Source organism: Gordonia alkaliphila (assembly GCF_023017165.1).
Lineage (GTDB): Bacteria > Actinomycetota > Actinomycetes > Mycobacteriales > Mycobacteriaceae > Gordonia > Gordonia alkaliphila.
Genome location: NZ_JALKBW010000001.1, coordinates 3,134,341 through 3,158,330, shown reverse-complemented (window position 1 = coordinate 3,158,330; position 23,990 = coordinate 3,134,341). Strand labels below are relative to the sequence as shown.

The 23,990-nt window shown below is 69.1% G+C and carries 21 protein-coding genes and 1 pseudogene; 10 read left to right on the top strand and 12 right to left on the bottom strand.

All coding sequences use genetic code 11. The features are described 5' to 3' along the window. The 6 genes from sufU to MUG78_RS14395 are packed head-to-tail and all read right to left on the bottom strand — an operon-like array spanning position 1 to position 5,908. Complete coding sequence (sufU, locus tag MUG78_RS14420; RefSeq protein WP_246995911.1) at positions 1-447, bottom strand: Fe-S cluster assembly sulfur transfer protein SufU; 447 nt, start codon at positions 445-447, stop codon at positions 1-3. 2 nt (positions 448-449) lie between these two features. After that, entirely contained in the window at positions 450-1,712 is a 1,263-nt protein-coding gene (locus tag MUG78_RS14415; RefSeq protein WP_246995909.1) for a cysteine desulfurase, read from the bottom strand. Then, complete coding sequence (gene sufC, locus MUG78_RS14410) at positions 1,709-2,482, bottom strand: Fe-S cluster assembly ATPase SufC (protein WP_246995907.1); 774 nt, start codon at positions 2,480-2,482, stop codon at positions 1,709-1,711. Before sufC ends, MUG78_RS14415 begins: the two co-directional genes overlap by 4 nt. A gap of 38 nt (positions 2,483-2,520) precedes the next feature. Next, positions 2,521-3,711 (bottom strand): Fe-S cluster assembly protein SufD, encoded by a 1,191-nt coding sequence (gene sufD / locus MUG78_RS14405; protein WP_246995904.1) that lies wholly within the window; start codon positions 3,709-3,711, stop codon positions 2,521-2,523. Then, the gene (gene sufB / locus MUG78_RS14400; RefSeq protein ID WP_246995902.1) at positions 3,711-5,159 is read right to left on the bottom strand and encodes a Fe-S cluster assembly protein SufB; all 1,449 of its coding nucleotides are present in this window, start codon (positions 5,157-5,159) and stop codon (positions 3,711-3,713) included. Before sufB ends, sufD begins: the two co-directional genes overlap by 1 nt. After that, entirely contained in the window at positions 5,156-5,908 is a 753-nt protein-coding gene (locus MUG78_RS14395) for a helix-turn-helix transcriptional regulator (protein WP_246997075.1), read from the bottom strand. The genes sufB and MUG78_RS14395 overlap by 4 nt, the downstream gene beginning before the upstream one ends. A 117-nt stretch (positions 5,909-6,025) precedes the next feature. Between MUG78_RS14395 and mptB the strand changes: the two genes are divergently transcribed. Genes mptB through MUG78_RS14375 form a run of 4 tightly spaced genes read left to right on the top strand, consistent with a single transcriptional unit; the run spans position 6,026 to position 10,500 of the window. After that, complete coding sequence (gene mptB / locus MUG78_RS14390) at positions 6,026-7,789, top strand: polyprenol phosphomannose-dependent alpha 1,6 mannosyltransferase MptB (RefSeq protein WP_246995900.1); 1,764 nt, start codon at positions 6,026-6,028, stop codon at positions 7,787-7,789. A gap of 43 nt (positions 7,790-7,832) precedes the next feature. Then, positions 7,833-8,771, top strand: coding sequence for an ABC transporter ATP-binding protein (locus MUG78_RS14385; protein ID WP_246995898.1), 939 nt, complete (start codon positions 7,833-7,835; stop codon positions 8,769-8,771). Beyond that, positions 8,768-9,559 (top strand): ABC transporter permease, encoded by a 792-nt coding sequence (locus tag MUG78_RS14380; protein ID WP_246995896.1) that lies wholly within the window; start codon positions 8,768-8,770, stop codon positions 9,557-9,559. Before MUG78_RS14385 ends, MUG78_RS14380 begins: the two co-directional genes overlap by 4 nt. Then, on the top strand, positions 9,556-10,500 hold the full coding sequence (locus MUG78_RS14375; RefSeq protein ID WP_246995894.1) for a COX15/CtaA family protein: 945 nt from the start codon (positions 9,556-9,558) through the stop codon (positions 10,498-10,500). The genes MUG78_RS14380 and MUG78_RS14375 overlap by 4 nt, the downstream gene beginning before the upstream one ends. Position 10,501: 1 nt before the next feature. Here the strand turns inward: MUG78_RS14375 and MUG78_RS14370 are convergent, their stop codons facing one another. Further along, on the bottom strand, positions 10,502-10,864 hold the full coding sequence (locus tag MUG78_RS14370) for a hypothetical protein (RefSeq protein ID WP_372493248.1): 363 nt from the start codon (positions 10,862-10,864) through the stop codon (positions 10,502-10,504). 33 nt (positions 10,865-10,897) lie between these two features. Here MUG78_RS14370 and MUG78_RS14365 point away from each other — a divergent pair, with 33 nt between their 5' ends. Beyond that, a complete protein-coding gene (locus MUG78_RS14365) occupies positions 10,898-11,863 on the top strand; it encodes a quinone oxidoreductase family protein (RefSeq protein WP_246995892.1) in 966 nt (321 codons plus the stop codon). 41 nt (positions 11,864-11,904) lie between these two features. Here the strand turns inward: MUG78_RS14365 and MUG78_RS14360 are convergent, their stop codons facing one another. Beyond that, positions 11,905-12,915, bottom strand: a complete 1,011-nt coding sequence (locus tag MUG78_RS14360) for a heme o synthase (protein ID WP_281499845.1) — start codon at positions 12,913-12,915, stop codon at positions 11,905-11,907. Positions 12,916-13,134: 219 nt separating this feature from the next. Here MUG78_RS14360 and tkt point away from each other — a divergent pair, with 219 nt between their 5' ends. Genes tkt through pgl form a run of 5 tightly spaced genes read left to right on the top strand, consistent with a single transcriptional unit; the run spans position 13,135 to position 19,592 of the window. Next, the gene (gene tkt, locus MUG78_RS14355) at positions 13,135-15,234 is read left to right on the top strand and encodes a transketolase (protein ID WP_246995888.1); all 2,100 of its coding nucleotides are present in this window, start codon (positions 13,135-13,137) and stop codon (positions 15,232-15,234) included. Between the two features lie 35 nt (positions 15,235-15,269). Further along, complete coding sequence (tal, locus tag MUG78_RS14350) at positions 15,270-16,388, top strand: transaldolase (RefSeq protein WP_246995886.1); 1,119 nt, start codon at positions 15,270-15,272, stop codon at positions 16,386-16,388. A gap of 5 nt (positions 16,389-16,393) precedes the next feature. Continuing rightward, positions 16,394-17,944: a glucose-6-phosphate dehydrogenase gene (gene zwf, locus MUG78_RS14345; RefSeq protein WP_246995884.1), complete on the top strand. Its 1,551-nt coding sequence runs from the start codon at positions 16,394-16,396 to the stop codon at positions 17,942-17,944. 10 nt (positions 17,945-17,954) lie between these two features. Further along, positions 17,955-18,863: a glucose-6-phosphate dehydrogenase assembly protein OpcA gene (locus MUG78_RS14340; RefSeq protein ID WP_246995882.1), complete on the top strand. Its 909-nt coding sequence runs from the start codon at positions 17,955-17,957 to the stop codon at positions 18,861-18,863. 6 nt (positions 18,864-18,869) lie between these two features. After that, a complete protein-coding gene (gene pgl / locus MUG78_RS14335) occupies positions 18,870-19,592 on the top strand; it encodes a 6-phosphogluconolactonase (RefSeq protein WP_246995879.1) in 723 nt (240 codons plus the stop codon). A gap of 11 nt (positions 19,593-19,603) precedes the next feature. Here pgl and MUG78_RS14330 read toward each other — a convergent pair whose 3' ends face one another. The 4 genes and pseudogenes from MUG78_RS14330 to ppc form a co-directional block, all read right to left on the bottom strand. Further along, the gene (locus MUG78_RS14330) at positions 19,604-20,119 is read right to left on the bottom strand and encodes an NAD-binding protein (RefSeq protein ID WP_246995877.1); all 516 of its coding nucleotides are present in this window, start codon (positions 20,117-20,119) and stop codon (positions 19,604-19,606) included. Positions 20,120-20,300: 181 nt separating this feature from the next. Beyond that, positions 20,301-20,654, bottom strand: a pseudogene (locus MUG78_RS14325) (cation:proton antiporter domain-containing protein); the annotation flags it as partial. 149 nt (positions 20,655-20,803) lie between these two features. Then, entirely contained in the window at positions 20,804-21,010 is a 207-nt protein-coding gene (locus tag MUG78_RS14320) for a hypothetical protein (protein WP_246995875.1), read from the bottom strand. A 173-nt stretch (positions 21,011-21,183) separates the two neighbouring features. Continuing rightward, a complete protein-coding gene (gene ppc, locus MUG78_RS14315; RefSeq protein WP_246995873.1) occupies positions 21,184-23,976 on the bottom strand; it encodes a phosphoenolpyruvate carboxylase in 2,793 nt (930 codons plus the stop codon). Positions 23,977-23,990 lie beyond the last annotated feature (14 nt).

The following is a 23,990-nucleotide window of genomic DNA, read 5'->3' as shown; positions in this document are numbered from 1 at the left end:
TCAGACTCCAGTCTTCTCGTGAATTTGGGCCAGCGCGTCCTTGAAGGCCAGCCAGCCGAGCAGAGCGCACTTGACGCGCGCCGGGTACTTGCTGACGCCGGAGAAGGCGATGCCGTCGCCGATGAGGTCCTCGTCGCCGAGGTCGGCGCCCCGCGAGGTCAGCATCCCGTGGTACGACTCCACGGCCGCCAGGGCCTGCTCGGTGGTCAGACCGACGATCTGGTCGTAGAGCACCGAGGTGGACGCCTGCGAGATCGAGCAACCCTGGCCGTCGTAGGAGACGTCGGCGATCACGCCGTCGTCGACGGCCACCCGCAAGGTCACCTCGTCGCCGCAGGTCGGGTTGACGTGGTGTACTTCGGCACCGAAGGGTTCGCGGAGACCGCGACCGTGCGGGTGCTTGTAATGGTCCAGGATCACTTCCTGGTACATCTGCTCCATTCGCATGGTCAGTCCTCTCCTCCCCCGCTGGTGCCGAAGAACTCCTGCGCCCGCCGGATGCCTGCGGCCAGGGCGTCGACCTCGTCGACGGTGTTGTACAGCGCGAACGACGCGCGGGCGCTGGCGGCGACGCCGAGACGTCGGTGCAGCGGCCACGCGCAGTGGTGGCCCACGCGGATGGCGATGCCCTCGTCGTCGAGGATCTGTCCGAGGTCGTGGGCGTGGATGCCGTCGACGACGAAGGAGATCGCAGCGCCGCGGTCGGTGCTGTCGGCCGGGCCGATCAGGCGCAGTCCGTCGATCGCGCCGAGCTGCTCCAGGGCGTGGTCGACGAGGACGTGTTCATGCGCGGCGATCTCGTCCATGCCGATCGCCTCCAGGTACTCCACGGCGGCGCCGAGCCCGATCACCTGCGAGGTCATCGGCACGCCGGCCTCGAAGCGCTGGGGCGGCGGCGCGTAGGTGGAGCCCTCCATGGTGACCGTCTCGATCATCGATCCGCCGGTGAGGAAGGGCGGCAACTGCGCCAACAGCTGCGCGCGCCCGAACAGCACACCCACGCCGGACGGGCCGAGCATCTTGTGCCCGGAGAACGCGGCGAAGTCAACGCCGAGGGCGTGGAAGTCCACCGGCAGGTGCGGCACCGACTGGCACGCGTCCAGCACGGTGATCGCATGCACCGCGCGGGCCCGGGCCACCAGCTCCGGCACGTCGGTCACCGCACCGGTCACGTTGGACTGGTGCGTGAAGGCGACGATCTTCACTGAATCGTCGAGGGTCAGCGAGTCGAGGTCGATCCGGCCGTCGTCGGTCACGCCGTACCAGGCCAGCGTGGCTCCGGTCCGTCGGCACAGTTCCTGCCAGGGCACCAGGTTCGCGTGGTGCTCGAGCTCGGTCACCACCACGGTGTCCCCCGGGCCCAGCGGCGCACCGTCGAACACCGCGGCCGATCGCGCATCACCCAGAGCGTAGGCCACCAGGTTCAGCGCCTCGGTGGCGTTCTTGGTGAAGACGATCTCGTCGACTGCGGCACCCACGAAACCGGCGATCGCCGCCCGCGCGTGCTCGTAGTCGTCGGTGGCTTCCTCGGCCAGCTGATGGGCCCCGCGATGCACGGCGGCGTTGCGGTTCAGGAGGAAGTCCCGCTCGGCGTCGAGCACCTGGAGCGGTCGTTGCGACGTGGCGCCCGAATCGAGGTAGACCAGCGGCCGATCCTCGCGCACCGTGCGCGCGAGGATCGGGAAGTCGGCCCGGATCCGGTCGAGGTTCACTTCGCTGCGACGGCGGAGGTGAACCGGACGTAGCCGTTCTCCTCGAGCTCGTCGGCCAGTTCGGGACCGCCGGATTCCGCGATCCGGCCGTCGACGAAGACGTGCACGTGGTCAGGCTTGATGTAGCGCAGAATCCGGGTGTAGTGGGTGATCAGCAGGACGCCGCCGCCTTCGCTCTCGCGGTAGCGGTTGACGCCCTCGGAGACCACGCGCAGTGCGTCGACGTCCAGGCCGGAGTCGGTCTCGTCGAGCACGGCGATCTTCGGCTTGAGCAGCGACAGCTGCAGGATCTCCAGGCGCTTCTTCTCGCCGCCGGAGAAGCCTTCGTTGACGCCGCGGTCGCCGAACGCCGGGTCGATCTCCAGCGCGCTCATCGCTTCGCGGTTCTCCTTGACCCAGTGGCGCAGCTTGGGGGCTTCGCCGCGGACCGCGGTGACCGCGGTGCGCAGGAAGTTCGACGTCGAGACGCCGGGGACCTCCACCGGGTACTGCATGGCCAGGAACAGGCCGGCGCGGGCGCGCTCGTCGACGCTCATGGCCAGCACGTCTTCACCGTCAAGGGTGATCGAACCCTGAGTGACGGTGTAGCGCGGGTGACCGGCGATGGCGTAGGCGAGGGTCGACTTGCCCGAGCCGTTGGGGCCCATGATGGCGTGCGTCTGGCCCGAATCGAGGCTCAGATTGACGCCCTTGAGGATGTGGATGGGCTCGGCGTCGGCGTCGGCCGGGGTCACGTCGACGTGCAGGTCGCGGATTTCGAGAGTGCTCACAGTTGGTCTCGTCTTTCTTCAGGCAGGCTGGGGCGCGCTCAGGCGCCGGCGGATTCGAGTTCGGCTTCGATGGCTGCTTCGAGCCGCTCGCGAAGTTCGGGGACGGTGATCTTGGCCAGGACCTCGCCGAAGAAGCCGCGGACCACCAGGCGGCGTGCCACGTCTTCGGGGATGCCGCGCGACTGCAGGTAGAACAGCTGCTCGTCGTCGAACCGGCCGGTGGCGCTGGCGTGTCCGGCGCCGCGGATCTCGCCGGTCTCGATCTCCAGGTTGGGGACCGAGTCGGCGCGCGCGTTGTCGGTCAACACCAGGTTGCGGTTGAGCTCGTAGGTCTCGGTGCCCTCGGCGGACGGCCGGATCAGCACGTCGCCGATCCAGACGGTGCGGGCCTCGCCGCGCTTGTCACCGGACGGGTCACCCTGCAGGGCGCCCTTGTAGGTCACGTGCGAACGGCACATCGGTGCGCTGTGATCGACCAGCAGACGCTGCTCGAGGTGCTGGCCCGCGTCGGCGAAGTACAGGCCCCACAGTTCGGCGTCGCCGCCGGGAGCGTTGTACTGCACGCGCGGGGACAGCCGAATGGTGTTGCCGCCCAAGCTGATCGCAAAGTGACGGAGGGTGGCGTCGCGGCCGAGCGCGAGGTGGTGCGCGGTCACGTGCACGGCGTCGTCGTCCCAGTCGTGCACGTTGACCACGGTCAGATGCGCACTGTCGGCGGCGATGATCTCGACGTTCTCACCGATGGTGCCGCCGCCGCGCTGGTCCAGGACCACGGTGGCGTGCGAGAACGCCTCGGCGTGGATCTGCACGTGCGAGTAGGCCACCTGGCCCTCACCCGGGCCGGTCATGGTGATCACGACGGGCTCGGCGACCTGCGCCTCGCGCTCGATGGTCACCACGGTGGCCTCGGTGAACGACGAATAGGCCTGTGCCGCAACGCGATCGAAGGGCACGCCGGCGGTGCCGAGGCGCTCGTCCGTGCGGGTCACGGTCTCGGTGCGGACACCGTCGCCCGCACCCTCGACTACGACGGTCGTGGTCGAGGTGGCCTCGGCGGTGCCGTTGTGCAGTCCGCGCAGGCGGCGGAACGGGGTGAACCGCCACGCCTCTTCACGCTGACTGGGCACCTCGAAGGCGTCCACGTCGTACGAGGTGAACAGCTCGCCCTTGTTGACCACCACCGCGGCGGGGGCGTTGTCGGTGATCGTGCTCTTATCCGGGGCCGCCATCAGCCGACCGATCCTTCCATCTGCAGCTCGATGAGCCGGTTCAGTTCCAGTGCGTATTCCATGGGCAGTTCCTTGGCGATGGGCTCCACGAAGCCGCGCACCACCATGCCCATGGCCTCTTCTTCGGTGAGGCCGCGGCTCATCAGGTAGAAGATCTGATCGTCGCTGACCTTGGAGACCGTCGCCTCGTGCCCCATCGTCACGTCGTCCTCGCGGATGTCGACGTACGGGTAGGTGTCGCTGCGGCTGATCTGGTCCACCAGCAGGGCATCGCATTCCACGGTGGAACGGCTGCCGTGGGCGCCCGGATTGATCTTGATCAGGCCGCGGTACGACGACCGGCCGCCGCCGCGAGCCACCGACTTGGAGATGATGTTGCTCGACGTGTTCGGCGCCAGGTGGACCATCTTGGATCCGGTGTCCTGGTGCTGGCCGGGGCCGGCGAAGGCCACCGAGAGCACCTCGCCCTTGGCGTGCTCACCGGTCAGCCACACGGCCGGGTACTTCATGGTGACCTTGGAGCCGATGTTGCCGTCGACCCATTCCATGGTCGCGCCCTCTTCGGCCTTGGCACGCTTGGTCACCAGGTTGTAGACGTTGTTCGACCAGTTCTGAATGGTGGTGTACCGGCAGCGGCCGCCCTTCTTCACCACGATCTCGACCACGGCCGAGTGCAGCGAGTCGGACTTGTAGATCGGTGCGGTGCAGCCCTCGACGTAGTGCACGTAGGCACCCTCGTCGACGATGATCAGGGTGCGCTCGAACTGGCCCATGTTCTCGGTGTTGATCCGGAAGTAGGCCTGCAGCGGGATGTCGACGTGGACGCCCGGCGGGACGTAGACGAACGAGCCGCCCGACCAGACCGAGGTGTTCAGCGCGGAAAACTTGTTGTCGCCGGCCGGGATCACGCTGCCGAAGTACTCCTGGAAGATCTCCGGGTGCTCCTTCAGTCCGGTGTCGGTGTCGAGGAAGATGACACCCTTCTCCTCCAGGTCCTCGCGGATCTGGTGGTAGACCACCTCGGACTCGTACTGCGCGGCCACACCGGCCACCAGGCGCTGCTTCTCCGCTTCGGGGATGCCGAGCCGGTCATAGGTGTTCTTGATGTCCTCGGGCAGGTCTTCCCACGACTGCGCCTGCTTCTCCGTGGACCGCACGAAGTACTTGATGTTGTCGAAGTCGATGCCGCTCAGGTCGGCGCCCCACGTCGGCATCGGCTGCTTGTCGAAGATGCGGAGGGCCTTGAGGCGCTGCTCCAGCATCCATTCCGGCTCGCTCTTCTTCGCGGAGATGTCGCGCACCACGGCTTCGGACAGGCCGCGCTGGGCGGAGGCGCCGGCGACGTCGCTGTCGGACCAGCCGTAGCCGTACCGGTCGAAGGACGCGATGGTCTCTTCCTGGGTCAGCGGGGCCGGAGCAGTGGTCGCGGCGGGGTCAGTGACCGTCATCGTGAGGCCTTTCCGTCGGTGTTCGGTGCTGTAGTGGATTTTGGGGCTGTAGCGGATTCCGGGGCGGGTGTTCGTCGTGCGATGGGTACGTGCGTGGTGCACACGCAGTCGCCGTTGGCGATAGTCGCCAACCGCTGAACGTGCGTCCCGAGCAATTCGGTGAATCGTGCGGTCTCGGCTTCGCACAGCTCCGGAAACTCCGTCGCGACGTGCGCCACCGGACAGTGGTGCTGGCAGATCTGCACGCCGGTGCCCACTTCGCGCACGTTGGCCGAATAACCGGCGCTGGTGAGTGCGTCGGCGATGTCTTCCACGGTGCGGACCACGTCGTCGTCGCCGGTGGCGGGCGCCACCGAGGCGACCATGCCGTCCACCCGATCGCGAGCGAACTCCGAGACGGCCTGCTCGCCGCCGACGTCGCGCAGCTTGCGCAGCGCGGCACCGGCGAGGTCATCGTAGGCGTGTCGCAATTTGCCCCGACCGTTCGGGCTGAGCTGGAACCACTTGGCCGGACGGCCGCGGCCGCCCTTGCCGAAGCCGGGCGCCGCCGTCTGCACATCGCCCGCATCGAGCAGTATGTCCAGGTGGCGACGGACACCGGCGGCACTGATGCCGAGTCGGTCGGCGATATCACTCGCGGTGAGCGGCCCCTCATCGATCAAGAGGGAGACGACGGCAGCGCGGGTCTGGCCGTCAGCGCCAGGCCCGTCTGCGAACTGCTCGATGAGCAGCGAGTTTCCACCGTCCATGCTTTTCACAACATTATTGTGACGTAATTATTCCCGGGCTTCCAGCAAGGGTGACCTAAGCGGGTCCGTGTCGACGGGTCGCCGGAACCGGTGCCCGGATGCCTTAGAGTCTGACGGGTGCGGAACGTTCCAGGAGTGCGCGCTGCGCTCGATCACCTCGGCCTGTCTCGGCCGTCGAGGAACACCGACATCGATGCGACCGGCGATTACGGCGTATCGCTGGCCCGGTTGCACGGCGAGGACGCCCACGTCGGACCGCTCAACCCGCTGGAGAACAAGCGGCTGCGTCGCATCCGGTTGTTCGGCACCACCGGCGCCGTACTGATCCTGATCGGTTCGCTCGGCACCGGCATGATGCCGGTGCTGCAGAACCCGATCGTCGGCATGCGAGTGCTCTCGCTGCCCTCCCGGATGTTCTCCACGGCACTGACCATCTCCATCGGCGGCACCATGATGCTGGTGCTGGCCTGGATTCTGCTGGGCCGCTATGCGATCGGCAGATACTCCGTGGAAGTGGCGGAGAATCGCAGTCCGGCCCGCCGGATGTCCCGCTTGCAGGCCGACCGCACCCTGGTGATGTGGATCGTGCCGCTGCTGTTCGCGCCGCCGCTGTTGAGCAAGGACGTCTACTCCTATCTCGCGCAGAGCGCGATCGGCTTCCGCGGGATGGATCCGTACACCTACAGCCCGATGCGCGGTCTCGGCGTCGATCACCCATTGAGTCTGTCGGTGCCGAACCTCTGGAAGGACACGCCGGCACCGTACGGGCCGCTGTTTCTGTGGATCGGTGAGCACATCACCTGGGTCACCGGCGAGAACATCACCGCGGCGATCGTCCTGCATCGCACGGTGGCCCTGTTCGGCGTGGCGCTCATCATCTGGGCGCTGCCCCGACTGGCCCGTCGCTGCGGGGTGTCGTCGGTGGCCGCCCTCTGGCTGGGCGCCCTGAATCCACTGCTGATCCTGCACCTGGTCGGCGGTATCCACAACGAGGCGCTGATGATCGGAATGATGCTGGTCGGCGTCGAATGGTGCTTCCGTGCCATCTACGACAGCGACAGTCTCTGGTCGCCGCAGCGGCGCCTGCCGTCGCGGGCGGGTTGGCTGCTGCTGGCCGGCTGCGCGGTGATCGCCGCCTCGGCGATGGTCAAGGTCACCTCCCTGCTCGCGCTCGGTTTCGTCGGCGTCGCCCTCGCGCGGCGCTGGGGCGCGACCCTGCCCGCGCTGCGCAACGCGCCGTGGCGCCAATGGTGGTCGCGCTCGCGGCAGACGGTGCGGGCATTGGGCGGCGCAGCGCTCCTCACCGGAGCGGTCGCGATCGGCGTCGTGGTGGCGATCTGCGTCGGCACCGGACTCGGCTTCGGCTGGACGTCGACCACCACCACCGGCGGCATCGTCCGCTCCTGGATGTCCATGCCCACCCTGCTGTCGGTGGTGGCCGGGCGCATCGGCTTGTGGCTAGGCCTGGGTGAACAGACCCAGGTGATCCTCGACGTGGCCCGGCCGATCGGTCAGTTCGTCGCGGTGGTGCTCGTGATCCGATGGCTGCTGGCGGTGCTCGCCGGCCGCATCCATCCGCTCGGCGGCCTGGGCATCGCGATGGCCACCGTCATCTTCTTCTTCCCGTTCGTGCAGGCCTGGTACCTGCTCTGGGCCATCATCCCGCTCGCCGCGTGGGCCACGACGCGCTGGTTCCGGGTCGGCACGGTTGTGATCTCCGCGATAATCGCCGTGGTCGTGATGCCCACCAGCTCGGATACTTCACCGATGGTGGTGGTGCAGGGACTGTCCACCGGCCTGCTGATGACCTTGGTGGCCAGCATCGTCTTCTTCATCGACCATCCGACACGTCGGTGGTGGGCCGCCCGCAGGCGGGCCTGACCCGAATACCGTGCTGCGGCGCTCGGGGCCTAGGCTGGGCTACGTGCAGTCCGCTTCTGTTTCGTCCCCGGCCGTCGAGATTCGGGGTCTTCGCAAGCAGTTCGGCGAGGTCACCGCGGTCGACGGTTTGGACCTGGTCCTGCCCCGCGGCCAGATCCTCGCCCTCCTCGGCCCCAACGGGGCCGGCAAGACAACCACCGTCGAGGCCTGTGAAGGCTTCCTCCGTCCCGATGCCGGGCAGGTCCGCGTCCTCGGTCTGGACCCGATCGCCGACAACGACCGCCTCCGCGCGCGGATCGGCGTGATGTTGCAGGGCGGTGGCGCCTACCCCGGTGCGAAGGCCGGCGAGATGCTGGCCCTCTGCGCGGCCTACAGCGCCGATCCCCTCGACCCCGATTGGCTGCTCGACATGCTGGGGCTGCGCGAGAACGTGCGGACGCCGTATCGACGGCTGTCCGGCGGGCAGCAGCAGCGTCTCGCGCTGGCCTGTGCCCTGGTGGGCCGCCCCGAACTGGTCTTCCTCGACGAACCGACCGCCGGCCTCGACGCCCACGCTCGGATCCTGGTGTGGGAGCTGATCTCCGCCCTGCGCGCCGACGGTGTCTCGGTGCTCCTCACCACGCATCTGCTCGACGAAGCCGAGCAGTTGGCCGACGAGATCGTCATCGTGGACCACGGCCGGGTGGTCGCCTCGGGTGCGCCGACCGACCTCACCGGCGCCCAGTCGCAAGACCGGTTGCGACTGGTCACCGCGACGCCGATCGACCCCGACGAGCTCGCCGCCGCCCTCGGCGCGGGGTACCGCTGCGAGCGCGGCACGAGCGGCGCGTACGCGGTGATCGGCGCGCTCACACCGCGGTTGATCGCCGACGTCGCGGCCTGGTGCGCCGAGCGCGACGTGCTCGCCACCGAACTCACGGCCGCGCAGCGCAGTCTGGAAGAAGTCTTCCTCAACCTCACCGGAGCGGAGGTCCGCCGATGAGTACGGCACGTTTCCCGGTCGGGACGTTCACCCCGCGGCCGCAACCGGCGTCGCTGCCCCGGATGCTGGGCGCCCAGACCCGACTGGAACTGACGCTGCTGCTGCGCAACGGCGAGCAGCTGCTGCTGACCATGTTCATTCCGATCACCCTGCTGATCGGCCTCTGTCTGCTCCCCATCGGCACCGCCTCCGGCGATTCGGCCGCCGACCGCGCCGCGCAGTTCGTGCCCGCCATCCTGGCGGTCTCCATCATGTCGACGGCCTTTACCGGTCAGGCCATCGCGGTGGGCTTCGACCGGCGCTACGGCGCGCTGAAACGGCTCGGCGCCACGCCGATCCCACGCTGGGGCATCATCGCGGGCAAGATCTTCGCCGTGATCATCGTGGTGGCGCTGCAGGCGCTGATCATCGGGGCGATCGGCCTGGCCTTCGGCTGGCACCCGGAGGCGGCGGGCCTGGCCATCGGCGCACTGGCTATCGCCCTGGGCACCGCGGCCTTCGCCGCGCTCGGCCTGCTGCTCGGCGGCACCCTCAAGGCCGAGGTGGTGCTAGCGCTGGGCAACCTCATCTGGTTCGTGCTGCTGGGCCTGGCCGGACTGGTGGTGTTCGACGATCAGCTGCCTGACGGGGCACGACTGCTCGTCGAGTGGTCCCCCTCCGGCGCTCTCACGCAGGCGCTCGCGCAGGCGGTGGGTCAGAACGCCTTCGACATCGGCAGTCTTCTCGTCCTTCTCGTCTGGGCCGTCGCCGGCGGTCTTCTCGCAATCAGGTGGTTCAAGTTCGAATGAGTACTTCCGTCACTCCGGCCTCCGGCTGGCTCGGTTTCCGCACGCCCTCGCTGCGGTTCCTCTACGGCTGGGCCGTGGCCAACCTCGCCGCCAACGTCCTACTCGTGGTGACCGGCGGCGCAGTACGGGTGACCGGCTCCGGTCTCGGTTGCCCCACTTGGCCGCAGTGCGGCGACGGCAAGTACACGCCGCCGATGACCTATCACGGCGTGATCGAGTTCGGCAATCGCATGCTGACCTGGCTGTTGGTGGCGATCGCGGTGGCGACCTGGGTCGCGGCCATGCGCTACCGGCCGGTCGATCACGTGGCCCGCCGCCTGGCGACGCTGGTGGCCCTCGGGGTGCCGCTGCAAGCCGTGATCGGCGGCATCACGGTGCTGACCAAACTGAACCCGTGGGTGGTGGCGTTCCACTTCCTGGCGACCATTCTGATCATCTCGCTCGCCACCTGGATGGTGTACCGCACGCGCCCGAACGTCGCGACCGACCCCGATGAGGTGCCGATTCCCCGCGACTCGGTGATCGCTCGGCTCGCCACGGCACTGGCGATCACCGTGTACGCGATCACCTGGACCACGATCTACCTCGGCACCGTGGTGACCGGATCCGGACCGCACTCGGGCGACGAGGACTCCCACCGCAACGATCTGGATCCGGTGCTGGCCACCCAGTTGCACGCGGATGCGGTGTGGGCCCTGCTCGGCACCGGTTTCGCGCTGCTGCTGCTCGCCGTGATCGCACGGTTGGCCATGCAGCGGTCGGCGTGGTGGTTCGCCGGCATTCTGCTGCTGCAGGGCGTGATCGGTTACGTGCAGTACTCCACGGGGCTGCCGGTGATCCTGGTGGTGCTGCACATGTTCGGCAGCGCCTTGCTGATGATCGGCGCGACGGTGCTGCTGCTGCAGGCCGTCGACGCCGATCGGACGCGCGAAACCGCCTGAGTCAGCGGTAGTCGACGACCTTGCGGTTGCGGGCCTTCGGGAAGCGGTGCGAACCGGCGACCCACCCGGCCATCTGACGCCAGTGCGACGGCTGCACCGTCGCCTTGTTGGTGAGGTCGCGGTCCCATTCGGCCACTTCCAGGCCCTCGATGCCGTCGACGATGCGTCGGGCTTCCTCCAGGGTGGGCACCACCCGGTCGGCGAGATCGCCGTCCTGCTCGCCCACCAGCGTGATGCGGACGCCGGCCGCACCCGCGGGCTGCAGGACGGCCTTGGCCGAGCCGCCCTCGGCGGCGACGTACTTGCTGATCGATTCGACCACGCCGTAGGCGGGCGTGGTCGGCGCTGCGGTGTTGTCGGTCATGTGGCTCATCATAACCGCGTGCCACACTGAGCTATGCGAGCGATCACTGTGACGTCCATCGGCGGTCCCGACGTGCTGACACCGGGACCGGCGCCCGATCCGAAGCCCGCTCCGGGGCAGGTCCTGGTACGTGTGGGCGCGGCCGGAGTGAACTTCATCGACACCTACTTCCGCAGCGGCCTCTACCCCATGCCCGTGCCGTACGTCCCGGGCAGCGAAGGCGCCGGCGAGGTCGTCGCGCTCGGCCCGGGCGTGACGGAGCTGTCCGTCGGCCAGCGGGTGGCCTGGTGCGACGTCCCCGGCAGCTACGCCGAGCTCGTCGCGGTGCCGGTGGCCCGCGCCCTGGTGATCCCGGACGGGGTGAGCGACGAGGCGGCCGGCTCCAGCCTGCTGCGCGGGCTCACCGCCCACTATCTGCTCGACGGCGCGGCCGCGCCGCGGTCCGGCGAGACCGTGCTGGTGCAGGCCGGTGCGGGCGGGGTCGGCCTGCTGCTGACGCAGTTGGCCACACGCGCGGGACTGCGCGTGCTGACCACCGTGTCCAGCAACGCGAAGGAGCGGCTGGCGCGGGCTGCGGGCGCCGACGAGATCCTGCGCTACGGCGACGATCTGGCGCAGCGGATCCGCGCCCTCACCGACGGGCGCGGGGTGGCGGTGGCCTACGACGGCGTCGGCGCGGACACCTTCGAGCAGTCGTTGGCGGCGACCGCGGTGCGCGGGCGCGTGGTGCTCTTCGGCGCCGCGAGCGGACCGGTGCCGCCGTTCGATCTGCAGCGACTCAATCCGCTGGGTTCACTGTCGGTGATCCGCCCGACGCTGGGCCACTACATCGCCGATCCGGCGGAACTGGCCTGGCGCGCCGGCGAATACTTCGGGGCACTCGCCGACGGTTCGGTGCAGGTGCGCGTGGGCCAGCGCTATGACCTCCAGGACGCGGCGCAGGCGCACCGGGACCTGGAGGGTCGTCGGACCACCGGGACGACGGTGCTCGTTCCGTAGGAGTACGCGAGAAGTACGAGACGCCTAGAAGTACGAGGCGCCTAGAAGTACGAGGCGATCGTGGGCCAGTCGAGCACGGCGTCGACGGCCAGGCCGCAGAACAGCAGGGCCAGGTACTCGTTGGACTTGAGGAAGATCTTGAGCGGCTTCACGTCGACGCCGCGCCGGGTCTCGATGTACAGGCGCGTCACGTACCAGAGGAACCAGCCGCCGGCGAGGATCGCGACCGCGAAGTAGATCCAGCTCGTCACCGGAATCAGGAACAACGACGTGATCACCGTGAGCCAGGTGTAGATCAGCATCTGGCGGGTGACGTGCTCGGGGGTGGCGATCACCGGGAGCATCGGCACCCCGGCGGCCTCGTAGTCGGCACGGTAGCGCCAGGCCAGCGCCCAGGTGTGCGGCGGCGTCCAGAAGAAGACCACCAGGAACAGCACGAACGGCTGCCAGCTCAGCGAACCGGTGACCGCGGCCCAGCCGACCAGCGCGGGCATGCACCCGGCGGCGCCGCCCCAGATCACGTTCTGCCAGGTCCGGCGCTTGAGGATGAGGGTGTAGACGCCCACGTAAAAGGCGATGGTGATCATCACCAGCACCGGCGGCAGCCACGGGCGGACGTTGCCGTACGCCTGGGTGCCGAAGTACAGGACCAGGAACGACGCAACGGCCAGGACCAGGCCGAAGATCAGCACGTGGCGAACCGGTACCGCGTGGCGTGCCAGCGGTCGGCGCTCGGTGCGCTTCATCTTCTGGTCGATGTCGGCGTCGGCCACCATGTTCAGGCTGTTGGCGCTCGCGGCGCCCAACCAGCCGCCGATCACGGTGATCACGATCAGCCCGATGGAGACACTTCCGCGGTCGGCCTGCAGCATCACCGGGATGGTCGACACGAGCAGGAGCTCGATGACGCGCGGCTTGGTGAGCGCGATGTAGGCGAGCAGCGTGGCCTTCATCCGGGCCGATACCGAGGTGGGCGCCTCAGCGGTGGCCGAAGCGGGCGATGCCTCGCCGCTGGCGGAAGCGCTCGAACTTACGCTTTCCCCGATCCTCAACGACTGGCTCCTTTGTTTCTGCGCAGCACAGCCACGACGACGCGATTGCAGATTCCGAATGCGCACTGGGGCTGATGATTTAAATGGTAACTCTCCCGGCGCTATGCGAAGAATCCGGCCGGTCAGGCAGTGGCGCACGACGCGGTCTCGGCCGGATGCCGGTACATGCCCTAGGCTGGTGGAATCCGCCGTTTCTACCCCACAGGAGATTGCCCGATCGTGGCCGTTACAGATGAGATCGCAGCGCTGACCAAGCCGGTGTACCCCGCTGATTGGACGGAGGTGGACACGCGCGCGGTCGACACGGCCCGCCTGCTGGCCGCGGACGCGGTGCAGCACTGCGGGAGCGGACATCCGGGCACCGCGATGAGCCTGGCGCCCCTGGCGTACACCCTGTACCAGCGCGTGATGCGCCACGATCCGACCGACCCGGAGTGGGTGGGCCGGGACCGCTTCATCCTGTCGTGCGGCCACTCCAGCCTCACCCAGTACATCCAGCTCTACCTCGGCGGTTTCGGCCTGGAACTGTCCGACATCCAGGCACTGCGCACCTGGGACTCGCTGACTCCCGGGCACCCGGAGTACCGCCACACCAAGGGCGTGGAGATCACCACCGGTCCCCTGGGCCAGGGTCTGGCGTCGGCCGTCGGCATGGCGATGGCGGCGCGCCGCGAGCGCGGCCTGTTCGATCCGAACGCCGCGACCGGGCAGAGCCCGTTCGACCATCACATCTACGTGATCGCCTCCGACGGCGACATCGAAGAGGGCGTCACGGCCGAGGCCGGTTCGCTGGCCGGCACCCAGCAGCTGGGCAACCTGATCGTCTTCTACGACCAGAACCACATCTCCATCGAGGACGACACCAAGATCGCCCTCACCGAGGACACCGCCGCGCGCTACGCGTCGTACGGCTGGGACGTCCAGGTGATCGAGGGCGGCGAAGACGTCGTCGCGATCGAGGCCGCCGTGGCCCACGCCAAGAGCGTGACCGACAAGCCGTCGATCATCCTGATCCGAACCATCATCGCCTGGCCGGCACCCACCAAGATGAACACCGGCGCCTCGCACGGCAGTGCGCTCGGCGCCGACGAGGTGGCCGCCACCAAGAAGATCCTCGGCTTCGACCCGGAACTGGACTTCGAGGTCTCCGACGCGGTGATCACCCACACCCGCGCGCTGGCCGAACGCGCCGCCGCCGACCGCGCCCAGTGGCAGGTCGGGTTCGACGCCTGGGCCGCCGACAACGCCGAGAACAAGGCCCTCTTCGACCGTCTCTCCGCCCACGAGCTTCCGGAGGGCTGGACGGATGTCCTGCCGACCTGGGCTCCCGGCGACAAGGCCGTGGCGACTCGCTCGGCGTCGGGCAAGGTGCTGTCCGCACTGGCTCCGGTGCTACCGGAACTGTGGGGCGGCTCGGCCGACCTCGCGGGCTCCAACAACACCACGATGGACGGCGCCGTGTCGTTCGGCCCCGAGTCGATCAGCACCTCCACCTGGACCGCGCACCCGTACGGTCGCACCCTGCACTTCGGTATCCGCGAGCATGCGATGGCGGCGATCCTCAACGGCATCGTGCTGCACGGCCCGACGCGCGCGTACGCGGGCACCTTCCTGCAGTTCGCCGACTACATGCGCCCCGCGGTGCGGCTGGCCGCACTCATGGAGATCGATCCGATCTACGTGTGGACGCACGACTCGATCGGCCTCGGCGAGGACGGCCCCACCCACCAGCCGGTGGAGCATCTGGCCGCGTTGCGCGCGATCCCGGGCCTGGACGTGGTGCGCCCGGCCGACGCCAACGAGACCGCCCACGCCTGGCGGCACCTGCTGACCCGCCGCAGTCAGCCGGTCGGCCTGGCCCTGACCCGCCAGAACGTCCCGGTCCTGGAGGGCACGTCCTACGAGGGCGTCGCCCGCGGCGGTTACGTGCTCGTCGAGCCCACGCAGGCCCCGTCCGTGGTGCTGATCGGCACCGGCTCGGAGGTCTCGCTCGCCGTGGAGGCCGCGGAAACCCTTGCCGCCGAAGGCATTTCGGCACGCGTGGTGTCCATGCCGTCGCTCGAGTGGTTCGACGAACAGGATCAGGCCTACCGCGACTCGGTACTCCCCGCCGGTGTGCCGCGCGTGGTGATCGAGGCCGGCATCGCCATGCCGTGGTACCGCGTGGTGCACGGCGGCGGCGGCATCAGCCCGGCCGCGGGCGAGATCGTCTCGCTGGAGCACTTCGGCGCGTCGGCCCCGTACCAGACGCTGTACACCGAGTTCGGGATCACCGCCGAGGCCGTCGCCGCGGCGGCGCACCGGCTGCTCGAGCGCTGACCCGAGCGACGCTGAAGAGAGAAGGAGACCATTCGATGACGCAGAATGCGAAACTCGCCGACCTGTCCGCCGCGGGCGTCTCGGTCTGGCTCGACGACCTGTCCCGCGACATCATCGACTCGGGCGCGCTGCGCCGCGAGATCGACGAGCACTCGGTGGTCGGCGTGACCACCAACCCGGCCATCTTCCAGGCGGCCATCGCCAAGTCGTCGATGTACGACGACCAGATCGCCGCGCTCGCCGCCCAGGGTGCCGACGTGGACGCGACGCTCACCGCGATCACCACCGACGATGTCCGGTCGGCGTGCGACGTGCTGGCCGCGGTCGCCGTCGACTCCGACGGCGTCGACGGTCGCGTCTCGATCGAGGTGGATCCGCGGCTGGCGCACGACACCGACGCCACCGTGGCGCAGGCGATCGAGCTGTCCAAGATCGTCGATCGCCCCAACGTGCTGATCAAGATTCCGGCCACCAAGGCGGGGCTGCCGGCGATCACCCGCGTGCTGGCCGAGGGCATCAGCGTCAACGTGACCCTGATCTTCTCGGTGGAGCGCTACCGCGAGGTGATGGAGGCGTTCCTCAACGGGCTCGACGCCGCGCTGGAGAACGGGCACGACGTCGCCGACATCGTCTCGGTCGCCTCGTTCTTCGTCTCCCGCGTGGACACCGAGATCGACAAGCGCCTGGATCAGATCGGCACCCCCGAGGCGCTCGCGCTGCGCGGCAAGGCCGGTCTGGCCAACGCCCGCCTGGCCTACGCGGCCTACACCGAGGTCTTCGATCTCGGGGTGCGCTTCCCCGACCTGAAGGCGCACGGCGCACGCCCGCAGCGGGCGCTGTGGGCGTCGACCGGCGTGAAGAACCCGGAGTACCCGGACACGCTGTACGTCAGCGAACTGGTCGCACCCGACACCGTGAACACCATGCCCGGCAAGACCATGCTGGCCTTCGCCGACCACGGCTGGGTGAACACCGAGTCGATCGTCGGCCGGGACGCGGAGAGCCGCGGCGTCTTCGACGCGCTCAGCCGCGTCGGCATCGATCTCGGCGACGTCTTCGCGCTTCTCGAGACCGAGGGCGTGACCAAGTTCGTCGATGCCTGGGACGAGCTGCTGACCGCGACGGCGGCCCAGCTCACGAGCGCTAAGGCCTGACCCCGATGGCTCCCGCGGCAGGCTCGGGCGACGGTGCGTGGACCAATCCCCTCCGGGATCCGCACGACCGGCGCCTGCCGCGGATCGCCGGGCCGTCGGCGCTGGTGATCTTCGGCGTCACCGGTGACCTGTCCCGCCGCAAACTGATGCCGGCGGTGTACGACCTGGCCAACCGTGGTCTGCTGCCGCCCAGCTTCGCGCTGGTCGGCTTCGCCCGCCGCGAATGGAGTGACCGGGACTTCGCCGACACCGTCCGCGACGCGGTGAAGGAGCATTCGCGCACCCGCTTCGACGAGGAACGCTGGGAGCGACTGGCCGAGGGCATCCGCTTCATCGAGGGCAGCTTCGACGACGACGACGCCTTCGACCGCCTCACCACCACGCTCGCCGAGCTGGACCGCGAGCGCGGCACCGACGGCAATCACGCCTTCTACCTCGCGATCCCGCCGAACAGCTTCCCGACCGTGCTCAACCAGCTCAAGCGCACCGGGCTGGCCGCCCCGGGCACCGACGGATCCTGGCAGCGGGTGATCATCGAGAAGCCGTTCGGCCACGATCTGGAATCCGCCAAGGAACTGAACACCCTGGTCAACAGTGTCTTCCCGGAGGAGTCGGTGTTCCGCATCGATCACTACCTGGGCAAGGAGACAGTCCAGAACATCCTGGCGCTGCGGTTCGCCAACCAGCTCTTCGAACCGCTGTGGTCGAGCCACTACATCGATCATGTGCAGATCACCATGGCCGAGGACATCGGTCTGGGCGGGCGCGCGGGCTACTACGACGGCATCGGCGCCGCCCGTGACGTGATCCAGAACCACTTGCTGCAGTTGCTCGCGCTGATCGCGATGGAGGAGCCCATCTCCTTCTCCCCGCGGGAGCTGCAGGTGGAGAAGATCAAAGTGCTCATGTCGACCCGGAATCTGCTGCCGATCGACGAGAACTCCGCGCGCGGCCGCTACGGCCCCGGCTGGCAGGGCTCGGAACCGGTGCCCGGTCTGCTCGACGAGGGCTTCCAGGCCGACTCGACCACCGAGACCTACGCGGCGATCGCCGTGGAGGTGGACACCCGCCGCTGGGCGGGAGTGCCGTTCTACCTGCGCACCGGCAAGCGTCTGGGGCGTCGGGTCACCGAGATCGCGCTGATCTTCAAACGGGCTCCGCACCTGCCGTTCGACGACTCGATGACCGCCGAGCTCGGGCAGAACGCCCTGGTGATCCGGGTGCAGCCGGACGAAGGCGTCACCCTCCGCTTCGGTTCCAAGGTGCCGAGCACCGGCATGGAGGTCCGCGACGTCAACATGGACTTCTCCTACGGCGAGGCCTTCACGGTCAGCTCGCCGGAAGCCTACGAGCGTCTCCTGCTCGACGTGCTGCTCGACGAGCCGTCGTTGTTCCCGGTCAACGAGGAAGTGGAACTCAGCTGGCAGATCCTCGACCCGGTGCTCGCCGAGTGGGCCACTGAGGGCGCACCGGAGACCTACGACGCAGGCACCTGGGGCCCCGCCGACGCGGACAAGATGATGGAACGCACCGGCCGGACCTGGCGGCGGCCCTGAGGAGGCAGCGATGATCGTCGATCTTCCCGACACCACCACGCTCGACATCAGCAAGAAGCTCGTCCGCATGCGCAACTCCGGCGGCGAGGTGACCATCGGGCGGGTACTGACCCTCGTCATCGACACCGATGCCGGGGAGGAGGCCGAGGCCGCGGTCGACGCCTCCAATCAGGCCAGTCGCGAGCACCCGTGCCGCGTGATCGTGGTCAGTCGCGGCGACCGGAACCAGGCCACCCAGCTCGACGCCCAGATCCGCGTGGGCGGCGACGCCGGCGCCTCCGAGGTGGTGGTGCTGGATCTGCACGGCGAGCTCGCCGACCACCCGCACGCCGTGGTGACGCCCTTCCTATTGCCGGACACCCCGGTGGTGACGTGGTGGCCCGGACGCGCGCCGGCCCGCCCCGCCGCCGACCCGCTCGGTCGGCTGGCCTCGCGCCGTATCACCGACGCCCGGTCGGCGGCCGACTGCGGCGGCGCGCTCGCTGCGCGACGTCTCGGGTACAGCGCCGGCGACACCGACCTGGCGTGGAGCGCGACCACGCCGTGGCGCGCCATGCTGGCCTCCGCGCTGGACCGACCGCCGCACGCACCGGTGGACTCCGCGTCGGTGTGCGGACCGGCGCACATCCCGGGTCTGGACCTGATCGCCGGCTGGTTGGCCCACGCCCTCGGGGTACCGGTCACCCGCCGCGTCGGGGACTGGCGGGTCAGCCTCGAGCGCAGTGACGGTGCCGTGGAACTGGTCATGGACGACGCCGGCGGCGGCAGCCTGCACTTCCCCGGCCGCCCCGACGGCCGGATGCCGTTCAAACGTCGCACCACGGCTGAATGCCTCGCCGAGGAACTCCGCCGTCTGGATGCCGACATCGTGTATCGCCATGCGCTGGAAGGACTTTCCAGCGTCACACAAGAGGACTGACGGTTGATGAGTGAACTCGAAACGCTGATCTTCGACGACGCCCCCGCGCTGCTGGAGACCGCCGCCGCGCGCTTCGTCGACGCGGTGACCCGCGCGCAGCAGGAGCGCGGACGCGCCGTGCTCGCCCTGACCGGCGGCTCCAACGGCATCGGGCTGCTGCGCGCCCTCGCCGCAGCCCCCGCCGGCATCGACTGGAGCCGCGTCGACCTGTATTGGGGCGACGAGCGGTTCCTGCCCGCCGACGACCCCGAGCGCAATGAGTGGCAGGCGCGGCAGGCTCTGCTGGGCCGGGTACCGTTGGATCCGGCGCGGGTGCACATGATGCCCGCCAGCGACGGTGAGTTCGGCGACGATCTGGCGGCCGCGACGCGCGCCTACGCGAAGCTCATCGACGACGACCTCGTCTTCGACGTGCACCTGCTGGGCATGGGCGGCGAGGGCCACATCAACTCGCTGTTCCCGCACACCGCCGCGACCGCCGAGAACTCCGCGCCGGTGGTGGCGGTGTCGGATTCGCCGAAGCCGCCGCCGCGCCGCATCACACTGACCTTCCCGGTGATCAACCGTTCCCGCGAGGTGTGGTTCCTGGTGTCCGGCGCGGAGAAGGCCGAGGCCGTCGCCGCCGCCCACCACGGTGCCGATCGTGCCGACTGGCCGTGCGCCGGAGCACACGGCACCGAGCGGACGGTCTGGTTCGTCGACGCGGCCGCTGCCACGGACCTGGCCTGAACGCCGGCAGCTCAGCCGTCCGGTAGGCGCGCGTCGTCGCGCACCCGCATCTCGCGGGTACCGAGCATGTGCCGATCGAAGCGGTCCGGCTTCGCCGCGACGGCCGGCGGCGGCGCGTCGTCGTTCTCCCGCGCCAGCACCGCTTCCACGGCGCGGTCGGCGAGGGCCTCGCCGGCGCCGGCGTACAGGCGGATCACCACGTCGGTGCCGAGCTCGGTCAGCTCCGCCACGTCCTCGCGGTAGAGCGCGACCGAGGCCACCACCGCTCCCCCGTGGCCGATGCGCTGCAGTTCGCGCAAGGCCTCGATGTTGGCGTATTGCGCGGGCAGCGCGAGCAGGATCATCTTGACGCCGCTACCGGTGACCACTCGGGTCCAGAAGTCGTAGTCGGTGGCATCGCCCTCGATGATCTGGAAGCCCTGCCGTACGAGGTCGCGAATACGGTTCGGGTCGTGTTCCACGCCGAGGGTCTTGTAGCCGCATTCCTCGGTGAGCTGGCGATACACGGCCGAGCCGACCCGTCCCATGCCGAGCACCACGGCCTCGGCGTCGCCGACGTCGATGGGCCGGTCTTCGGGGTGGATCTTGTCCGGCGGGCGGGGGCAGGCGCCGCGTCAGCCGGGAGATACCCGAGACGCTGGTCGGGTTCACGAGACCGGCGATCACGAAGCTGCCCGCCACGGCGATCACCAGGGAGAGCAGCCATTTCTCCGACAGCCAGCCGTCCTCGCTGCCGATCTCCGCGATGATCAGGGCGAACTCGGAGTCGTTCGCGAGAGCGAAGGCCGCGAGCAGCGACGTGCGGTTGCGCAGGCCGAGAAGCCACAGCAACCCCCAGTAGAGGAAGGCCTGAATCGGCAGGAGCAGCAGCAGCGCCAGCCCGATGACCACGTTCTCCCAGGTGGGGATGCCGTGGAAGCCGATGGAGACGAAGAATCCGACGAGCAGCAGATCCTTGATGCGGAACAGGTCGTTCGACAGGCGTTCGGCACTCGAATGGCGGGCGAGAACCACGAGGGTCAACGCCCACAGACTCGGCGCCTCGCCCCGCGAGATCGACATCAGCACCACCGCACCGATGTCCTGCACCACGAGCACGCCGATCACGATCCGGCGTTACAGCGACTGCTCGTCGCCGCGTTCCTGCAGGATCTTCACCGCGACGATGGTCCTGGAGAAGGACAGTACGAACGCGATCGCGGCCAGCACCGTCAAGGATTGCGGGCCGAGGCGCCGAGCACCCCCATCATCGAGAGGAATCCGATGCCGATGCCGGTCATCACCGCCATATGCGCCCCGGCGTCGAACCAGACCTCCTTCTTGATCAACGTCCGCAGATCCAACTGCAGGCCGATCGCGAACAGGAGCGGCGTGACGCCGACCTCGGACATCACGTCGAGGCCGCCGAGCATCTCCACGTCGGCCGCCTTCAGGATGAATCCGGCCGACAGAAGCCGATGAGTGGAGGGAGACGAATGAGTTTGGCGATGAGTCCGCAACCGAAGACTACGGCGAGGTAGACGGCCAGCAGAGTCATGCGGTCAACCTTAGTGAGGCCTCGGGCGGACCTCGAATACGCCGTCGTTACTGCTCAACCGCTATTGCGCAGCGCGGTGGCCAGACCGTTCATCGTCAGCTGGATGGCACGGCGGATCTGGGGCGAGTCCTGCCCGGAGCGGAACCGCCGCAGCAGCTCCACCTGCATCAGATTCAGCGGCTCCAAGTACGGGAACCGGTTGTACACCGAGCGCTTCAGGGCGTCGTTGTCGGCGAGCAGGTCGTCGGTCCCGGTGATCGCCGCGTACATGTCGAGGGTGCGGGCGTGTTCGTCGACGATCATCCCGAAGACACGCTCGCGCAGGTCCGCGTCGGGCACCAGTTCGGCGTAGCGAGCAGCCAGGCCCAGATCGGACTTGGCCAGCACCTGCGCCATGTTCGACATCACCGAGCGGAAGAACGGCCAGCGCCGGTAGTAGTCGGCCAGCTGCGCCAGGCGGTCCGGGTCGTCGCCCACCCAGGCGGCGAAGGCGCTGCCGGTGCCGTACCAGCCGGGCAGCATCACCCGGCACTGCGTCCACGACAGCACCCACGGGATGGCGCGCAGATCGGAGATCGCCGTCGTCTGCTTCCGGGAGGTGGGCCGGCTGCCGATGTTCAGCGCGCCGATCTCCGACAGCGGCGTGGAGTCGGTGAAATACTCGACGAAGCCGGGCGTGCGGTGCACCAGGTCGCCGTAGGTGCTGCGGGCCAGCGCCGCCAGCTCGTCGAGCACCGCGTACGCGGCGGCCGAGTCCTCGCCCAAGCCCTCGGTGTCGAGCAGCGTCGATTCGAGGGTCGCGGCCACCAGGGTCTCCAGATTGCGGCGGGCGCTGATCGGTTCGGCGTACTTCGCGGCGATGATCTCGCCCTGTTCGGTGAGGCGCAGCGACCCCTGCACCGCGCCGGGCGGCTGCGCGAGGATGGCGTCGTAGCTGGGGCCGCCGCCGCGTCCCACGGTGCCGCCGCGACCGTGGAACAGCCGCAGCGCGATGCCGGCCGCGGCGGCGGCTGCCACCAGGTCGAGCTCGGCCCGGTACAGCGCCCAGTTGGCGGCGAGGTAGCCGCCGTCCTTGTTGGAGTCGGAGTAGCCGAGCATGATCTCCTGCACGCCCTGCTGGACGTCGATCAGCGCGCGGTAGAAGGGCAGTTCCAGTGCGGCGGTGAGGATCGCGGCCCCGGCCTGCAGGTCCTCGATGGTCTCCAGCAGCGGTACCACGCGCACGGTGCACACCGGGGCGCCCTCGGCGTCGAGACCGTAGAGCCCGACCTCCTTGAGCAGCAGCAGCGCTTCCAGCAGATCGGACACCGAGGTGCACATGCTGATGATGTAGGTCGGCACGGCGGCGGGTCCGAACCGGGCCACCGCGGCGGCGGCTGCCTCGAGTACGCCGAGTTCCTTGACGGCGAGGTCACTGAGGTCGGCGCCGGCCTGCAGCAGCGGGCGCCGGGAGGTGAGCTCGGCCGACAGCAGGGCGACGCGCGCGGCCTCGTCCAGGCTCCGGTAGTCCGGGCAGGCGCCCGCCCACGCCAGCAGTTCGGCGATCACCTCCTCGTGGGTCTCCGAGTTCTGGCGCATGTCCAGGCCGGACAGGTGAAAGCCGAAGGTGCGGACGGCTTCGCGAAGGGCGCCGAGACGGTTGTCGGCGATCGACGCGTCGACCGCGGCCCGCAGGGCTGCGTCGACCACGTCGAGGTCGGCGGACAGTTCGGCGGGGTCGGCGTAGGCGCGGGCGGCCTGGGCCCACTCGAGTTCGGTCGCCGTCAGGAAGTCGGTGCCGAGCAGCGTCTGTCCGGTGGCCGCCAGCCGGGCGCGGACCTCGCGGAGCGCGCAGCGGAAGGGTTCGTCGTCGTCGAGACATTCCGGCCCGCCGAGCCGACGCAGTTCGTCGGTGATCGGACCGACCAGGCGCGCGGACATCGCCAGTTCCTGCCGCAGCTCGTGCACCTCGTCGAGGTGATGGCGCAGCGCGGCCGCGGCGGCGGCCGACGTCGCCTCGGTCACCACCTCGCCGGTCACGAACGGGTTGCCGTCGCGGTCGCCGCCGATCCACGAGCCCATCGTGATGATGGACAGCTCCTCGAGATCGGCCGCCGGGTAGGTCTCGCTCAGCATGCGGCGGACGTCGCGGTTGAGCCGCGGCACCACCTCGAAGAAGGAGGCATCGTAGTAGCGCAGCCCGGTGGTGATCTCGTCGCTGATGGTCAAGCGCCGCAGCCGGATCAGTGCGGTCTGCCACAGGCGCAGGATCTGCTCGCCGATCTCGGCGTCCAGGGCCGCCGCCTCGGCGGGCGTCAGTTCGGTGCGCGCGCGCACCCGCATCAGTTCGGTGATGCGGTTCTGGGCGTCGAAGACGCTGCGGCGGCGCGTCTCGGTGGGGTGTGCCGTGATCACCGGGATCACCGCACCGTGGGCGAGCGCGGCGCCCACCTCGTCGTCGGTGCAGTCCGACGCGGCGAGGGCGGCGAGGCTGGCGGCGAGACTGGAGGGCTGGGGCGGATCACCGGCCAGCAGGTGGATACGGCGTCGTCGTTCCCGATGCAGGTCTTCGGCGAGGTTGGCCAGCAGCGCGAAGTTGGAGAACGCCCGGATCACCGGAAGCAGTTGGGCTACACCGGGATCGGTGTAGCGAGCCGCGAGCACATCGCGGGAGAGTTCGCGATCCCGAACGGCGAACGCGTCGCGACGCGAATCCTCTACCAGGGCAAAGGTTTCCGCGCCGGCATGGTCGGCGATCACCTGCCCCAGCAGACCGCCGAGAAAGCGGATGTCTTCGCGTAAGGGTTCGGTGGCAGCCCGTCCGGTGTCGTCTACGGCCAGGCGGCTGATCATCGGCAGAGTGCTCATGCCGAAGGGTATGG